This is a genomic window from Paenibacillus sp. FSL H8-0317, from assembly GCF_045040685.1.
In the GTDB taxonomy this organism is placed as follows: domain Bacteria; phylum Bacillota; class Bacilli; order Paenibacillales; family Paenibacillaceae; genus Paenibacillus.
In genome coordinates this window covers 4,565,068-4,582,252 of sequence record NZ_CP150294.1, presented here as the reverse complement: position 1 = coordinate 4,582,252, position 17,185 = coordinate 4,565,068, and the positions used below count along the sequence as shown (strand labels likewise).

At 42.8% G+C, this 17,185-nt stretch carries 18 protein-coding genes; all 18 read left to right on the top strand.

Annotation, left to right across the window (positions count from 1 at the left end):
* Nucleotides 1-9: 9 nt before the first annotated feature.
* The 18 genes from MHB43_RS20345 (at nt 10) to MHB43_RS20260 (ending at nt 17,184) form a co-directional block, all read left to right on the top strand.
* Nucleotides 10-585, top strand: a complete 576-nt coding sequence (locus MHB43_RS20345; protein ID WP_405117859.1) for a hypothetical protein — start codon at nt 10-12, stop codon at nt 583-585.
* Entirely contained in the window at nt 582-1,160 is a 579-nt protein-coding gene (locus MHB43_RS20340; protein ID WP_405117858.1) for a hypothetical protein, read from the top strand. The genes MHB43_RS20345 and MHB43_RS20340 overlap by 4 nt, the downstream gene beginning before the upstream one ends.
* On the top strand, nt 1,157-1,591 hold the full coding sequence (locus MHB43_RS20335; protein WP_354437366.1) for a hypothetical protein: 435 nt from the start codon (nt 1,157-1,159) through the stop codon (nt 1,589-1,591). Before MHB43_RS20340 ends, MHB43_RS20335 begins: the two co-directional genes overlap by 4 nt.
* 9 nt (nt 1,592-1,600) lie before the next feature.
* Complete coding sequence (locus MHB43_RS20330) at nt 1,601-1,807, top strand: hypothetical protein (protein WP_405117857.1); 207 nt, start codon at nt 1,601-1,603, stop codon at nt 1,805-1,807.
* A gap of 28 nt (nt 1,808-1,835) precedes the next feature.
* Nucleotides 1,836-2,621, top strand: coding sequence for a hypothetical protein (locus MHB43_RS20325; protein ID WP_405117856.1), 786 nt, complete (start codon nt 1,836-1,838; stop codon nt 2,619-2,621).
* 81 nt (nt 2,622-2,702) lie between these two features.
* A complete protein-coding gene (locus MHB43_RS20320; protein WP_341073458.1) occupies nt 2,703-3,083 on the top strand; it encodes a hypothetical protein in 381 nt (126 codons plus the stop codon).
* A complete protein-coding gene (locus MHB43_RS20315) occupies nt 3,058-3,372 on the top strand; it encodes a hypothetical protein (protein ID WP_405117855.1) in 315 nt (104 codons plus the stop codon). Before MHB43_RS20320 ends, MHB43_RS20315 begins: the two co-directional genes overlap by 26 nt.
* 12 nt (nt 3,373-3,384) lie before the next feature.
* The gene (locus tag MHB43_RS20310) at nt 3,385-10,284 is read left to right on the top strand and encodes an NlpC/P60 family protein (protein WP_405117854.1); all 6,900 of its coding nucleotides are present in this window, start codon (nt 3,385-3,387) and stop codon (nt 10,282-10,284) included.
* Nucleotides 10,284-10,841 carry a phage tail domain-containing protein gene (locus MHB43_RS20305; protein ID WP_405117853.1) on the top strand — a complete coding sequence of 186 codons (558 nt, stop codon included), beginning with the start codon at nt 10,284-10,286 and terminating at the stop codon, nt 10,839-10,841. Before MHB43_RS20310 ends, MHB43_RS20305 begins: the two co-directional genes overlap by 1 nt.
* Before the next feature lie 4 nt (nt 10,842-10,845).
* A complete protein-coding gene (locus MHB43_RS20300; protein ID WP_405117852.1) occupies nt 10,846-11,286 on the top strand; it encodes a hypothetical protein in 441 nt (146 codons plus the stop codon).
* A gap of 13 nt (nt 11,287-11,299) precedes the next feature.
* Nucleotides 11,300-12,523 carry a pyocin knob domain-containing protein gene (locus MHB43_RS20295; protein ID WP_405117851.1) on the top strand — a complete coding sequence of 408 codons (1,224 nt, stop codon included), beginning with the start codon at nt 11,300-11,302 and terminating at the stop codon, nt 12,521-12,523.
* Nucleotides 12,524-12,535: 12 nt separating this feature from the next.
* Nucleotides 12,536-12,829: a hypothetical protein gene (locus MHB43_RS20290; protein ID WP_405117850.1), complete on the top strand. Its 294-nt coding sequence runs from the start codon at nt 12,536-12,538 to the stop codon at nt 12,827-12,829.
* On the top strand, nt 12,829-12,987 hold the full coding sequence (locus MHB43_RS20285; protein WP_405117849.1) for a hypothetical protein: 159 nt from the start codon (nt 12,829-12,831) through the stop codon (nt 12,985-12,987). Before MHB43_RS20290 ends, MHB43_RS20285 begins: the two co-directional genes overlap by 1 nt.
* A gap of 80 nt (nt 12,988-13,067) precedes the next feature.
* Complete coding sequence (locus tag MHB43_RS20280) at nt 13,068-13,589, top strand: phage distal tail protein (RefSeq protein WP_405117848.1); 522 nt, start codon at nt 13,068-13,070, stop codon at nt 13,587-13,589.
* Between the two features lie 11 nt (nt 13,590-13,600).
* On the top strand, nt 13,601-15,826 hold the full coding sequence (locus MHB43_RS20275; RefSeq protein ID WP_405117847.1) for a phage tail spike protein: 2,226 nt from the start codon (nt 13,601-13,603) through the stop codon (nt 15,824-15,826).
* Nucleotides 15,827-15,910: 84 nt separating this feature from the next.
* On the top strand, nt 15,911-16,474 hold the full coding sequence (locus tag MHB43_RS20270) for a copper amine oxidase (RefSeq protein ID WP_405117846.1): 564 nt from the start codon (nt 15,911-15,913) through the stop codon (nt 16,472-16,474).
* A 172-nt stretch (nt 16,475-16,646) separates the two neighbouring features.
* Complete coding sequence (locus tag MHB43_RS20265) at nt 16,647-16,841, top strand: hypothetical protein (protein ID WP_405132452.1); 195 nt, start codon at nt 16,647-16,649, stop codon at nt 16,839-16,841.
* Nucleotides 16,842-16,881: 40 nt separating this feature from the next.
* Nucleotides 16,882-17,184, top strand: coding sequence for a hemolysin XhlA family protein (locus MHB43_RS20260; RefSeq protein ID WP_017688006.1), 303 nt, complete (start codon nt 16,882-16,884; stop codon nt 17,182-17,184).
* Nucleotide 17,185 lies beyond the last annotated feature (1 nt).

The window sequence follows — 17,185 nt, the reverse complement described above, 5'->3', positions numbered from 1 at the left end:
TGAAGGTAAATGTTCTATGAGTTCTCTCACCGTCACACTGCCTGTACAGTGGACGAGAATGAGGAATCGGTCATTCTGTCTCGTGAAACAAAAGCAACGACTGTAATGGGGAAAGAATACGTGTACAATGGACTCTTTTCACCCGATTCACTGGTTGAAAGGGGTTCATTGGTTCGGACAGATGATGCATTCTTAGTCCAAACACTTCGAAATACGGTTGATACGGACAAATACTGCTCCTTGATCAAAACAAACGTTACCACGGAAGTACAACGGTACATGCAGGAGTATGATGCGAATGACAATCCAAAGGGCAAACCTGAGTTTACACTCGTAGCCGGGGATATCATTGGTTTCGCTCAACATGTCTCTGCTCAGCTGAGACAAGAAGACCCTGGTCTTCTATCTACAACCTCCCTGGTTCTTCTTTTACAGACCAGTGTTGATGTCAGGGAACCGAGTGATCCAGCATTGGTAAGTCCAGACCGCATCGTGATTGCTGGTAAGGAATATCAAGTGGATGTAGTGGATCGGATCAAATATCCGAATCTGTTACATATTCAGTTGTGCGAGGACAGGCGATGATTATCGGGTACGATGCAGAGCGTTCAGCGAAGGACTTGGAAAACAAGTTAGCGGTTGAAATCACAGGTCTAACGAAAATCATTATGCTTACTGCAAAGACTGGTATCAGGTATTATCCGGCTGTAAGAGAAAGCCTGGCAATGCACATGACTGTGCTGGCGAACCAGATGATATCAGGCGACATTACCGCGGACTATTGGCAGGCATGGCTTGAACAGTTTGGTAAAGGATCACTTATGGCTGGTCCAAGCCAGAACCCGGGTTTAATCAGCTATATGAACAGTGAGGCATGGAACAAACTGAGGTCAAAGGGAAGCAGAGTTGTCGTAGGCCGGGGCAGAGGAAAGTACAGAGCTATTGACGGAACAGTAAAACAATCTAAAGGTGCATATGCAGGAGTAGATTTGGAGGAGTTGGCAGAACGGGGTGATCTTGATCCTTCGTTCAAAGCCACTCCTCCTACTTATTTTATGCGTATAGCTTTGGAATCCAATCGTGATCGCATATTAAACGGAATTAGTCGCGTTCTTACAGAGTTCCCATATCATCGTTACTTCAGGGAGGTGAGAGATTGAGTCTTCAATTGTTGGATGCAGTTCAGCATGCGCTTAAAGGTGATGCCGAACTCATGGAGTTACTTGAGCTTGACTCATCTTCACCTTCCGAGGAGGTAGTGAAGAGATTGACAAAGGGAATGGAACCTGAAATCACTGTAAGTCATGAAACTGTTCCTCATATCTGCCAATATGTGATGCCAGGGCGCTTTTCTCCGAATCAATTAGTCTTCGAAGGAAAGTTTTGCTTAGATTTTTATGCTGGTACTGGTTATGCGGCGAAGCTGTTGTTTGAAAGAGCATTTCGTATTTTACACGATAAACGGATTACGATGCCAGGTTGGGCGACATACCTTTGTGTACTGACGTACGATGCTGATTTTGCAACGGGTATACAAGGTGTCAAAGGGTATAAGGCAATATTTGATGTTGACTATCTCCGGATGAATTGAGGTGAGGATATGTCTGAAACACAAACTGAAGTAACAGATAACAAGCCGGAACTTAAGGAAGAATTTCCTGAGCTGGAAAAGTTGATCCGTGAAAAGATTCGTCTTGCCCAAAAACTCGGATTAATGGATGGTAAGCAACCAGTTGAAGGATATAAGGATACAAAAGATTACAAACGAATCGAAGAGATTGATGCGCGGCTCTGGGAGCTTGTCTAATCAACTCTATACCCAAGGAGGATAATACATGAGACCATTAGTTTTTGATGGAGTGGGGACAGTTGTTGCTTTTGATTTGGAAGGAAAAGTAAAGTATGTCGAAGACAAAGTGACGAAACTTACTTTGCAACTTCAATTTGACTGGCAAGCAGTTATGGGTGGAGACAGCGGATATGCTTTCCATTACACGGCTGGAGATTTACAGGATAAGGCAAGTATTGAAGTGCCGAGATTTTCGCCAATTATTGCTGACATGTCTCAGGGGGCTACAACAAAACGTATCACAGATATGGAGTTTGATGAAACTGAACAAGGCTTATTTGGGATTGATGGTTATACCATTAAGGCTCCAACAAAATATGCTGGAACATTTATTGAAGAAAGTGATCAAGTATATATTGTGGATGGTGATACCGATGAACGCACACTTCTGACTCGTGTAGCTTCGACACCGACTGATCAGCAATACATGATTGATGCAACAGGGAAAATCCTATCTTCGGATGCGAATAGTGGAAGAGAAGTTCTGGTTACTTATAAATGGGCAAAAGAAGGTACAGAGACAGTGTTTGACGGAAATAGACGTCCAGCACCGTTTAAACTTACTCACCGTTTTGAACTTATTGATGATAAGAGTGGGAAACCTATTCCTGTGCAAGTGACGATTTTCAAAGCGCTTGGAGGTGGTACATTGGATGTATCACAAGAACGAAAAAAACCTAGTACAACAACAATTGATCTCCAAGTGATGGAACCTGGACGATCGGCAGATAATCCAGAAGGACACGCTATGACTATCAAGTTCGGAATCTAAACCAACATTTGAAACCCTGCCGGTAATTGGTGGGGTTCTTTTTTTGGTAAAAACCATATTTCAATTCAAAGGAGAATGAACATGAGTGAATTTGAACAAGCAGTTGAAACCCAAGAAGAGAAGACATTGGACCAGACTTTGAATATCGGAAGCACTGTGCGTTTGGCTGAAGGTATCCATAAAACTATCAAGGTCGGGACAATAAAGTTGATCCGGGAAGTGCGACAACATGCCAAGAATCTCAAAGGCATTCGCTTTAGTTACGTCATTGGACGGGATGCTATTGAAGCAACGCAAGTTGGTGAGCAGGATATCCCAGCTATTGACTGTCCGGCTATTGAGCAGGCGTATTTGAAAGCATTTGACATGATCTTTGTAGAGGGACTAACGGATGAAGAGTTTGAACAAGTGGACATGGAGGGCATCCAGGCATTGGATGATGTTTTGGACCGATTTCTATAAGGAGTCTTTTCCTCCAGATCCTGATTCCGATGACGATGATGAGTATTCTGAGGATGGTGAAGTAGATCAACCAGGAACGGACTGGATGGGTCTATGGGCACTCTGTATCAGCAACGGTATATCTGATACAGAGTGGCCTAATATGACCATACCTAAAATCCGGGCTTTGATGAATGAGAAACAACGTTCTCGTGAGTTCGAAATTGTGTTGCATGGCGGTAAAATCGAAAACAAAAAGCCAAAGAAAGCAAAATACTTATCCGATCTCGGCTTCATCCAGCCGAGATAGAGAGGAGTTACTATGGCAGAGGGTACAAATAGAGATGTCGTTGCTGCGCGGCTTAACTTAGATACAGGGAAAGTCTTGCAGTCTTTCAAAAACATCGACACTGGAGCGCGAGGTAACGCAGATGCATTTAAGGCCTTGAATGCTGAACTATCAACTGCTGAGAAGTCATACAAGAATATAACTTCAGCAATGGATAAAATGGCTTTGACCTCGGATCAGCGCCGTCAGAAGATTATAGCTGAGTACGAAGCTCAACAAAAGCAAAAGCTTGCTCAAACTGCTTTGCTTGGTGCAAAGGCTCAACAACTTGAGCAAACCAATCGTTTGATTGATGCTAAAATGCAGGCGCAACAAGCCCTGATTAATAGACGAAATCAGCAGATTGAGCAGTCTGAACGTGAGCATCAACAAAAGATGCAGATTCTTCAAAATCGTTCAGTCAAATCAGGTCAAGAGGCTGCGAAAGCAACCGGTACGGGTACAGACGAGCGCACGCGGGAACGTGTTCTGCAAGAGGAACAGAAGATACGTGTTGCTCTGACAGAACGCCAGCGAAAAGAAGAAGCTCTCCGGGAAAAGGTGCTGCAAGAGGAACAACGGATTCGACAAGCGCTTTCCCAAACTGAGCAGCAGACCAAGCGCATGGGTACCACTATGGATGCTGTCTCTAAAAGCTGGATCGGTAGATTAGGTGATATGGCTACACATGCCGTAGTTTTTCATAGCATGTATAAAGTAATGCATGAAGTGACACAGGCGATGCATGAGGGCTTAGTAGACATAGAGTCAAACATGGCTGGATACGTGCAGACTAATGAGCACTATTTTGTTCATTTTGAAGATGGAACGAACAAAATGATTATGGATACCCAGAAGCTCAACAAGGAGACGCAACAGTTCATTCATACAGCTCATGAACTAGGTTCCAATATCTTGGACGTAACAGAATCAGCTCGTTTGTGGGGGCGGATGTATAAAGATGTCAATGTGGTTCAAGAGCTTGTACGACAATCCACCAAGTTGTCTACCGTTGACATGGTTGAACTGGAAGAAGCTACGAAATCTATGGAATCTGTTATGTCTCAATACGGAGTACATATTACTAATGCCAATGATGCTATGGTGATTGGTAATAGGGTGCTTGATTCCTGGTCCAGAGTTGCGCATGATACGATGGCTCCTGCCCGTGACCTTGGAGCTGCTTTCCAACGAACAGGGAAAATCGCTGCTGAAACTGGAGTCTCATTTGATTTTATGAACGGTCTAATTTCAGCAGGTGTCCGAAACACTGCTTTAAGTGGCGAAAATCTAGGTAACATGTGGAAAACGGTATTAGGTACTATCCGAACAGATAAAGCCGTTGATGAAATTGAACGACTCGGCGTGAAAACTAAAGAAGTTGTAAAAGGTGTGGAAGAGTGGCGTAAAGCGGAAGACATTCTTTTGGATCTCTCGATCCAGGTTACTGACAAAAACTATGACCTTACGCAATCCTACGCTGATATTTCACGAGGTGTTTACCAGTACGCAAAACTCGCGGCATCTTTAAACGTGGGGGATATCTTGCTTGGTACTGCCGCTTCTGTTGGTTCTACAGGTTCAACAATGCAATATCTTACGGTTCAGATGGATACCATTCAACGCAAAGCTGCACAGACTAGAACCTCCCTTCTTGAGATTTTCAACACAGCTGGAGAAGATGGACTGAGACAAATGATTAAAGATGTGTTGGATGGCATAGACCAGTTACTTATTGGGCTAACTAAAATCCCAACAGGAGTTTACGCTGCAGCAGCCGGTTTGAGCGGTCTACTACTAGCATACAAAGCTTTGAGTGGTCCAATTATGGCAGTGGTAGCGGCAATTCAGGTGTTGAATGCTTCCAAAGTTCAAGAGACTGCTTCCACTGCTGCTAGTACTGTAGCAACCACAGCCAACACTGCTGCGAATAGCGTAAACATTGTTTCTGGGGAAGGTGTAGTAGTCAGTACGGTTCAACAAACGGCCGCAAGACAAGCACAGACAGTTGCAACAGGTGCAGCGACTGTCGCTACTAGTTCTCTCAGCAGAGCGCAGGCTGCGGCAACCGTAACCATGGCCGCAGCTACAGCTGGATTGTCACTTCTTATTGGGGCAGTTGCTATTTTCGCGATGAAGAGCGGAGAAGCGGAAAAAGCTGAGCGCGATCGAATGCAACTGGCTAAGGATAATGACTCAGCAAGTCAGCAGATGATTAGTCAGTACCAGAGACAGATTGATTTATTGCCTAAAATGGTCAATGCACACAATTCACTCAAAAAAATGATTGATAGTGGAACTCTCTCTGCGAGCAAACAAGAACAGACAAAACGTCAATTGGATGAAGTCTCTAAGGCATTAGCAATGACTATCGGTAAAGAAGGATTGGCTCAATTAGAAGCAGCTGGTTACACGGACGAAGCTACGAAAAAACAAGTTGATAACCTCAATGAGTTAATTAGAGTGAGAAACGAAGCTCGGAAGTCTGTTTTGGAGGGGCAACAAAGCAATTTACAAAATCAGATTAATGAAAATGATGCAGCTATCGAAAAGACAAAAGAGAAAATAGATTCTATAAAGAATAGCCTGATGTCCGGAGGAATCGACTTTTTAAAAAATGTCTTCAGTTTTAAAAGTTTGGATGAAGCGTCTAACTCCTTGGAAAACTTGGAGTTTAAACTAGAATCATTAGAGACCAAAAATCGTGAACTATTGGCAACCATGGGTGATACGAATATTGAAATAGTTCAGCTTACTGCAAACACGCATGATGCTAAAGAAGAAGTAGATGGATTGGCCGGATCAAACGGGCAAGCTGCCGAGGCTATTGATCAGGCTACGGAGGAAATGAATAAACAACTGGAAACACTTAGAAATGTAACCCAATCAAGTATTTCTGTTGTTGCTGAATTGAATCAAGTTTCCTCCAATCTAGCTGATGGACAGTCTCTTAGCGCTCAAACAGTTGGTGATCTAATTCTTAAGTACCCTGAACTAGCTTCTCAGATCAGAAAAACAACGGATGGTTGGATATTTGAAGGACAGGTTCTTGAGAAAGTAAGACAAGCTAAGATAAAGAAATCTATTGATGACATTAGAGCAGAACGGGATACAACAAAAAATGCAGCTCTGGAAAGTTTAAGACGAATTCAGTTTTATGGGACGGAATTTTCGGCTATCACTAGTTTTTCGGAGGCACGCCAAAAACTGGCTGAGATTGAAAAAGGGATATCTTCAGAAGAAAAAAACGCAGTTGATTTGAGTAAAACTCATTTGATTACTCAGGGGATGGCGAATCTACTTCAACAAAAAGCAAATGAACAAATGGAAGCTAAACGACAGAAAGTTAAGGAAATCAATGATGTCATCAAGCAATACGCTGGACAATTGCAATTAAGCAACGATCAGATCGAAGCGATGACTGAACTACTGAATGATAATACATTTGGAGTGAATGAATCAAACAAAGCGCAAAAAGAAAACGTTGAGGTTTTAACGGATTTGCAGAAAGCGATTGAGGGATATAACAAAGCACTTGAAAAATTGGATTCCCAGCAGAAGCGTGTAGCGAAGTCATCCAAAGAATACCTCGATATACTCGCTGAGAAGCGTAAAGCATTGCTGGAGGAACAGAAACTTTACGAACAAGGATACAATGATCCATCCCAACTCGTGTCCTCTCAAACTGAGATTACGACTGGTGGCGGACCATCTTCAGACATTACAAGAATGCTGTCTACCGCCGTAGACCTGGCTAATTCGGGTGTGATGAGATACAAGAAAATAGGTGGTGAATTTACCGGTTCGTTTGATGATTTCAAACAGCGAGCCTATTCAGACTGTTCTCAGTTTGTGCAGGAGATGTTTGAAACGATTGGTGTACAGGTACCGCGTACCGCAGCTCAACAGGCTAAAGCGGGAACTGCGGTATCAAAGAAAAACTTACAAGTTGGAGACCTTGTCTTCTTTAATACGAATGGTAAGGACAACTCTCACGTTGGGATTTACATGGGAGACAGTAAGTTTATTCAAATGGGTGAATCCGGATTAAAGGTTTCGGATTTAAATAATAGCTATTGGGCACCGAAATACAACGGAGCAACTCGTATACCGGGGCTTTCGACAGATGCAGCCTACCCGACATCCACTAGTCCCCAATCTACCTCTGGCGGAGTGGCATATGCCGGTAAATACGCTTCTGAGATTAATGCTGCTGCCAATCAATTTAATGTTGACCCACATCTTGTTGCCGCTGTGATTCAACGTGAATCAACTTTCGGAGCCAATGGAATAACCAATGTCATGCAAGTCAATGGCATGAACAATTCAACCGTTAAACAAAGTATAGATGCAGGCACGAAGATGCTCTCTGAGCTATTGAAGAAATCCGGTGGAGATGTCTCCATGGCCCTTGGCGGATACAACATGGGATCAGGTATCATCGATTGGTTCAAAAAGTCCGGTGGTTACAATAAAGCGGACATGGTTGCCTATTCTGAGAAGTACAAGAAAGTATACAAAAGCAAGGTATACGGAGATGTAGGGTATGTTGATAAAGTATTGGCTGATTATTCTCCACAAAAGTCCAGTACAACTACACAACCTACACAGAAGCAATTGAAGGATGCAAAAAACACTGCTGAAAGCGAACAACTGCGGATTAGCGATGAGCTGTATAACATTGATGTTTCGGAATTGGAAAGTAAACTCGGAATCAAAGATATGAAAATCTCAGACAAAGAGTTGGCTTTAAAACAATCCGAAGCGCGCCAGAAAAATATGAAGAAAGATTCACAAGAATACAAGACTGAGTACCAACTTCAATTAAAACTTAAAACAGAAATTCAGAAACTGATGCAGGAGCAGCGTCAGATGATAGATCAGTCCGGACTGAAATCAGATGAGTTGATCAATAAGAGACGAAGTCTGACCGAAAAAATCGGTGATGTACAGTCTGAGAAGTCTGACATGAAGGATCAGTATGCCAGTGATCAGTTTGATACGGCACAGGCCAATATGGAAGCTCGTGTTGAACGCATGCGTCAGCAAGGCCGTTCCGAGATGGAAATGACCAAGACTCAACTTCAGTTTTATCAGGGACAACTCAAAAATACTGCCCTAACGGAGGAACAGCGTGTTGATTCAGCTAAACAAGTGTATGACCTGACCAACAAGGTTACGGATCTGAAATTTAAAAATTCAACCAATTGGATTGATAAACAAACGGATCAGATGGAACGTCAAGGTAAGTCTGAGTTTGAGATTTATCAAATGCAGGCTGAGGCATACAACCGTATGCGAAATGACACGACACTGAAAGCAGAACAACGTGCAGAAGCTGAGAAAATGTATCAAGATACTTCAAAAAAATTGATTGCATCTCGTTATGAGTTTTCAGAGAAGTGGATTAATAAAGAATCTGTAAAAATGGAAATGTCCGGTGCTCAAAAAGTAGACATCATGAAGTGGGAGCTTCAAGAGTTTATGAAGATGCAAGCTGATAAGACTATGTCTTCTGAACAACTATGGGATCTAGAACAGAAAATATATAAGCAGCGTAATGATCTGGATAAGGAGTACTATTCTGCTGCTGAGAAACGAATTAATCACATGAAGGCGATCGGTGAAATGACTACCGAACAAGAACTTGCCGAGTATATGAAACTTCAAGCTTCTTACCTGGTAGGAAGCGATCAACGAATGGATGCCGATGAAAAGGTCTATGATTTAAAGAAAAAACTCATGGATGAAATGACTAAAGCCGTATCCGAATCGGTAACCAAGCAGAAAAAGTTAATGGACAATGCGAGAGATGAGGAGATTAAACGTATCCAGGCAGAGAAGGATGCTTTCACCTCGGCTCAAGAAGCCAAAATAAAAGCTATTGATGATCTGATACAAGCGATGGAGCGAAGTAACGATCAGGATGACTATGAGAGATTGCGTGCGGAGAAAGTAGCGCGTCTGGAAAAACTCCAGTCCGCTGTTGGACCGGAAGGTATTGCAGAGCGGAAACAAGTCCAAAAGGATATTGAGGACATGGATCGTGAACACGGGCGTAAGCTTGCGAAACAAGCGCTTGAGGACCAGAAAACGGCGTTACAAGAGGAAAAAACAACTCGCGAAAAAGATTTTGACGATAAAATCCAAGACGCTAAATCTCATTATGATGATCTCTCTTCCGCTTTTGATGAGTTTTCTTCAAATACTGAGTTGTCTGCTGAGAATCTGAAAAACATTCAAATTTTAAAGGAAAGTGAGAAAAACGAAACGATCCTTGGGATGCTTGATGCATTTGTTTTGGAGTACCAGAGTCGTCTTGCTCAGATTGCTACAGCAAACGCTGTGATTGGAGTGACTGACGTTTCTGGCGGATCTTTGGCTCATGGTACTGCATCTAAGAACCCTTCATACCAGAAAGAAATTGATCTTTATACGTACAATTCCAACAAGGATGCCTGGAATGCAGCTAAAGCCCGTGGTGATGCCGAAACTATGCGGCTCCTTCAAGAACAAAACGAAGCCCTACGTAAAAAATATGGCATTGAGAAGGACACAGGTAAACTCCAACACTTCTCCCAAGGTGGGATTGTCAAAGGACCTCGCGGTGCGGCTGTTCCAGTTATCGCTCATGCTGGAGAGGCTATCCTTAATGACCGTCAACAGGATTCGTTGTTTAATCTCCTGAACCTACGAATGCACAGACTAGACTTCACAATGCCTGAATTTTCAGTTCCTCAAGGTTCAAACGGAGTAAATCCGGAGAGAACCAGTAATCAATTCGTAATTAAATCAGGAGATACTTATATCGCGGACGAATCGGCTGCGAAGGTCTTCTGGAGTGAACGCGATAATTTGATGCGGAGGATGCAGGCTAGAGGAGGTAAGGGATAATGATCAATGCTACTGCTGACGGAAAATCCTTTCGAGAGATTGGGCTTGGCCTGAAGAAGCATAACATCCCGGTGTTACCACCGACGAGGGACTACAGTATCGAAATTGCAGGACGGGATGGAGAGATTGATTTTGGTAGCACTTATGGTCCAAGAGTAATTAACCTGGAGTGTATCATCATGGCTGATGATACTACCCTTGACTATCATAGAAGAGTCGCCAAAGTGGCGGCTCTTTTTAATGCTAAAAAAGGGGATGTTGTATTCACCTTCGACGATTTACCAGGAAGAAGATACATCGGAAGATATGCCGGTACTCTTGATATTGAAAAGATTCTTTTCGACGGGGAACTGACAATTCCAATCAAGATGGGAGAACATCCCTTTCCGGAAAGCGATGAAAACATGCTGGAAGAAACTATTACTCATTCTCCAGAAAAGATCAAAGTTATTTCTTTGGGTGATGAACGCGCAAGTCCAGTGATTGTTTTAACCAACACAGGTTCCACAACAATTCAAAAGTTCAAGATTCAGAATGAATACTTGTTAGAGGGGTGAACCGATGAATATCAGTAAGTTTTTAGCGACCAAACAACTGAATGTATCAGCAAGAGGGGAAAAATTCACATTCCCAGATAGGCTGTATGTCGCTCTTTATAATTCCGATCCAACCTGGAATGATACGGGGCAAGAAGTGTCCGGTGGAGGTTACGGCAGGCAAGTTCTGATCTTTGCCGAACCGGCTCAAATAACAGTTCAAGAGTTTCACCCGATCACAGGTGTATTGATGAATAACATACAAAAGATGGCTATCAAATCTGCGGGAGATGTAGCCTTTGCGGTAGCGACAGCCAATTGGGGCACCGTTACACACTTTGGACTGCGGGATGCTGCTACAGGTGGAAACCTTTATTATTTCGGGACGCTCGAAACACCACGAAGTATTTTGAATAATGACATTTTTAAATTCCTGACGGGTCAAGTTGAGATCCGCTTGAACTAAGGAGGGATGAACGATGCTTGAAACAATGTATCCGGCAGCAGTCAACAGCAGGCAGACGGAGCTGGCGGAGGCTATTAACGATTCTCAAACAAGTTTCACGGTGCTGGACGGTTCAGTATTACCTCCTGCACCTAACCTACTGTCACTCGGAACTGATGAATCAGCAGAAACGGTGCTTTATACAGGTAAGACCGGGAACGAGATTACGGGAGTAACAAGAGGGTTTGAAAGCGGGGCGGCGTCATGGGCAGCAGGGACAAAGTTGTCGAGATACTTTACAGCTCATGATCACGACACATTCCGAGAGAATATTACTGATCTGGATCAACGACTAAGTAACATACCTGCACCACAGGATGCATCTTTAACAGATAAGGGTATCGTCCAACTGTCTAATGCTACAGACGGCGAATCAGAAGAAGTGGCTGCAACAGAGAAGGCCGTCAATGATGCACGAGTGTCTGCGATTTCTGAGTCGAAGTTATATGTGGATGAAAGGGACTGGCAGAAACACGCATTAACACAGGAAGATGGAAATGCGAAATCCCTGCCACAAGGTTTTAATTTAAATAATTTGAAGCAAGCGGGAACTTACATTGTTTTCGGGGCAGTTAACGCTCCTGTTAACGGAGTTAATTTAATTGTTGAAGTGATAAGTGGTACAGGTTCATATGTAATTCAAAGAGCTATGAATCCACTTATTTCTACACCTAACTACTATCAACGTCATTTATCAGGTAGTAATTGGAGAGATTGGAGTGTTGACCTTTTTACCTCTGTCAGTGATGGGAAAACAGCCGTCGCAGCCGCTATCACTGGCAAGGGAGTAGCAGCATCAGGCAGCGATACATTTCCACAATTGGCTACAAAGATTGGACAAATTGCAACGGGACTTCGGTTTGTTGAAGGCACTGGTACAACAACAGAGAATTTCATAACACAGAGAGGAATGGCATTTAAACCTAAATTGATATTTTTATCAGTCCTATCACCCAAACCACCAGAAAGCGGCTCGGCTTGGGCTTGCGGATTTAAGATTTATTCTGAATACGCGGATGTCGGTAATACATTGAGTTCAATGTTTCGATTCATTTACGGTATATCGTCCGCGAACGGATCACCGATTTTTCAGAATACAGATCCGTTCACTATATATAATGACGGATTTCGAGTCGGATTCGCAGTATCTTCGACTGGGAATACTGGATTAACTTATAAATATATAGCTATAAGCTAAAGGGGGGTTAACATGCAGTTAGGGAATCGTATTATCTACAACCAAGACGGATATATCGTTCATCAAACAGGTGAGGTGCAAGGAGATGTGCTTCCTCGTGCAGAGATCACATCTTTAGATTTTGTTGATTTGGATTACGGCGTAATTGACTTTAATAAACAGCGTATTGTGAAGATCGATCCCGATACAAAACAACCTATATTGGAAGACATCGATTTAGCATTGACGCCTGAAGAACAACGTATAAAAGATTTGGAAGATCAACTATTACTTTTGGCTGATGCCAGCACGGGAGGTATTTTATAATGGTAAACTCAGTTGTTGTTCGGATTGCTGCTGATCGGATCATGAATAAAGGGATGAATCCAAAGACTGGTCAAGTGTACTTACTTGATGACATCACCAATACAGATTATCGACAAGCCGTTGAAGATTACATTTTGGAAAATACTGAAGGCATCTAACAGGCGTTCCATTTATGGGGCGCTATTTTTATGCCCTCTGGAGTGGTCAGGGGATTTTCTTTTTAAAAGGGGTGAAGGTCATGTTTAACAGAGGGGCTTTTAACCGCATGGCCTTTAACCGCCAGATATCCGTATTCGTCTTTGGGAGGGCAGTTGCTGACGTATCCGGTTCAGCCGTTGCCGCAGCCACGATGGAAATGACGGGTTCGGCGGTTATGGATGTCAGTGCAGAAGCTGAGGCAACGTTCGTTCGTGAAATCTCATTTGCGGCCGTTATGGATGTAGCTGCCGGAACTAAGGCGGATTTTGTCCGTGAGATTACCAAACGGGCGATTATGAATGTCGGTTTTGGGGCAGTTGCCAAAGGGAGTAGGTACCATGTGGAATTCCTTGAATTCACAGGACCGTTCAAACCAGGTGATCAAGTTGTTATCGATGCCAATTCGTACAAGATAACTCAAAATGGAGTTAATGCTTCACATTTTCTTGAAGGAGATTTCTTTGATTTAAACCTTGGAGAAAACAATCTCACATGGACAGATCCTGAAATAGGTAGAAACGTACTGATCCGTGTTACACATAGAGACAAATTCCTGTATTAATGAGGTGAGTTATGCCTAACCCGACAATGAAAGTTTTTGATAAGAACATCCGGCGTGTAGGAACGTTGGTTGATAGTTCGGATATACAACGAAGAAGAAGAATTAACAGTGATTACGAGGTAACATTTATGGTCCCGATGACTTCAGATGATTACCGAGAGAAAATAGCTATCAAAGGCCACGTTCAAGATGAGCGTGGTCAATTTTATGTTATACAGTCCAGGAGCCGGTCTCGTGAAGGTCGGAAGCTCATGGCTTCTATCTATTGTAATCATGTCATGTTCAAGCTGAATGACTTCAAATTCCCTTATGTTTCATACATCGACGAAGCGTATGGCGTGCATCTCAGCGAGCTTACAGACTTAATTACAAAAGCTACTGGCGGGAGATTCACATTCATGATCCACGATACGTTTGATTTACATGACGTAAAAGATTTTGGACGGGGAACATGTCTGGAAGCTTTGAATAAGATCGTCGATATGTATGAATGTGAGGTCGAACCTGATAATTTCGTTATTAACCTCAAGAAGAGAATCGGATCTGACCAAGGCTTGCAGTATAGGCTCAAGAAAAACATCGTATCCAGTTCCTTCAAGGACAAAGGGGAGTCCCTTGTTACCCGGATGTATGCTCAAATGAAGGATGGCCGGACATTCATCGGTATGGATGCTTCCTTGCTGACGGATCTCGAAAGAAGTCTATTGTCGAGCATACCAGGAACAATTGTGAATGGTAAACTTGCAGTTAACTATCTCATATCACCATTTGCTCAGTATTGGGCAAGTGATTCAGTTCCATTTTACGATGGAGAAATTATTGAGCAAGATATCGAAGAAGCAGAGGATTTGCTGAAGGCTACACGTAAGGCGCTGCTTGAACAGGAAGTTGTTTCATTGGAGGCGACCATTTCCACGGCAGACCTGTTCAAAATCGACCACACTGAGCCTAAACCTCATTTAGGTGATGATGTCATGTGTATCGACCCGGACATGGGCATGAACCGATTGAAAGCTCGTATCACTGAACTTACAGAGTATCCTTACAGTATGGACAAGCATGCTGAACCGACAATCTCCAATATCAATTTAAGAGATTACGATGATATTATCAGTGATTTAGAACGAAATAAGAACATCACCAACAACCTGTTTTCAAACGGGAAGATCCGGACGGATGTCTTTGAATCATTTGCCAAGCAAGCGGTCATTGACATTAACAACAGCAAAACCGAGCTGATCTATCCACCAGAAGGTGGAATACTGGCGCAAGAGAAAACGAATCCTCTGGAACAAGTCAGATTGACTTCTAAAGGGATAGGGATATCGACAGATGGCTGGAAATCGATACGTGCTGCCATTACAGCCAGAGGCGTTGTAGCGGAGCAAGTAATAGGTCAACTCGGTAACTTTGTCTCTATGCTGATCGGTAATGGTGAGGACATTGTACAGATCAACACGAATGGTATTGCAGCAGGGGCATCGTCATTTAATAGCGCACCTTTCCGTTTAAATATGAAGGGTGATTTGATTGCAAATAGCTTAACTGCGAATTACGCAAACATTGAGTACTCAAACTTTAAAAACGGAGCCATCGTTGGTTCCTCAATAAACGTAGGCAATGGGATGTTCACAGTTACTTCAGGCGGGATTATGTCCGCAGTAGGAGCGAACTTCTCTGGATCAATTACAGCCTCTACTGTAACAGGAACTAATATTAATGGTGGTACAATTACCGGGGCTTTAATTCGTACAGCAGCAAGCGGAAGGCGAATTGAGCAAGACTCCCAAGGATTTCGTTCGTATGATGCTGGTAATAGAGTTCGAATACAAATAGCTACTACTGAAGATGCTACTGCGGCGGCAATTATTTGGAGAGACGCAAACGGGACATCTGTAGGAGAAATTAATTCTTATTCTAACAGCGGTGTTCTTACTATGTACGGAAATAGCATCATAATCGGATCGAATAATACAGGAAATCCTATTCGTTTGCAGGGGGCTGTCAACTTTGGAGGAGCTGCAACCTTTAACTATGGCGCCACCGGATTAACTATTTCGAGCGTGACCGGTTTGCAAAACGAAATAAATTCAATTTGGACTTCCCTTGGAGGTAAGGCGTATACAAGTCATACTCATACTCAATATGCAGTAAATATGACCTATGATCCATCCACTAAAAATCTCAAACTGTTCAATCAAAACGGAACAGCGATTGCAACTGTCAACCTCTCATAGATAACAAGATGATTGTTACCTTCACAATACATCCTCCGTAATGTATCATATTAGGTAAATCGAACCAATTACGGAGGTCGAATCATGAAGAAGTTTACGCATAAGGTTGCATATATTGCTGGCGGTATCGTCATAGGTATTGTTTTTTCGACATCTGCGGGAGCGTTTGCTGATCAGGTAAAATCACTGGTTGGAAAGAAGGTTACAGGTGAATATACCATCGTTGTAGATGGAAAGAAATTATCGGACAAGGGAGCTGTCATTGATAGCAAGGCGAATGTGCCTGCACGCGCCTTGTCAGAAGCGTTAGGTGCTAATGTTAAAGTGGAGGGGAGAACAATTAATATTACATCCGATATAGAGTCTGCGGCTGTCGGGAACGAAACATCGTCTAATGAGAACAACCAATATATTGGTCAATCAAAAACAGAGCTTGAAGAGACAAAACAGATTATTGCAGGAAAAGTGTTAATTTCAACAAAAGCAGGAAGAGAAGAAGTGGTGAAAGGTCTTGAGGAAGTTCGGAAGAGCGGAAATGTAGAAGCAATATCCAAATGGGAAAAGTCTCTTTCTGAATATGATGCTGAGGTAGCGAAGTATGAAGCAGAGCTAAAACTAATTGATGAAGCATTACTTACTGCTAAATAGATTAATATTGAGAGGGCCCGTTACATACGGGCTCTTTTTTTGATTACTTTTACAATTCCTAAATCCGTAGCCATTACGTATCAAAGATAAAAGATAATAAATCCATGAAGCTCTATTCCTTAATTGGAAGGGGCTTATTTTCGTATAGAGAGGAGGAAAGGTCTTGGCAAAGATGACACATGCACTCCAAGTTCAAATGGATTTGAATAAACCGGTTGAAGAATTGACCCAAGTAATCTCTGCGGTTCTTAGCTCGCATCCACTTAATCAAAAAGAGATTCTGACAGCTTTAGATTTAGAGATCGGGAATGCACTGGCAGCAATTGAGATTCAAGAACAAAAGGATAAATCAGAAGTTGTTGAATAGGTCAGGAAATTTATCCTGAACAGAGAGATGGGGGATTAATTTGACTGACACAACTATAAGTGAGGTGAACAGTGTTGTGGAAGAAACTACAAAAGTTCTTATGGGTATCCAAGTACAGTTGGCCAGAATGGAAAAGACGCTTGAAGGAGTACCGGCAATGGCTGCCACGTTGGAAGCTACACGTGATCTGGCAAAGGAAGCTATGCAATCCACCAAGTCGGCCCACCACAGGCTCGATAAGATCGAGAATGCTCAGACCTGGTTGTGGAGGACTATCGCTACAACCCTGATTGGTATAGCTATCGGAGCAATTGTTCTAATTTTGAAAACAGGAGGAGTGTAGA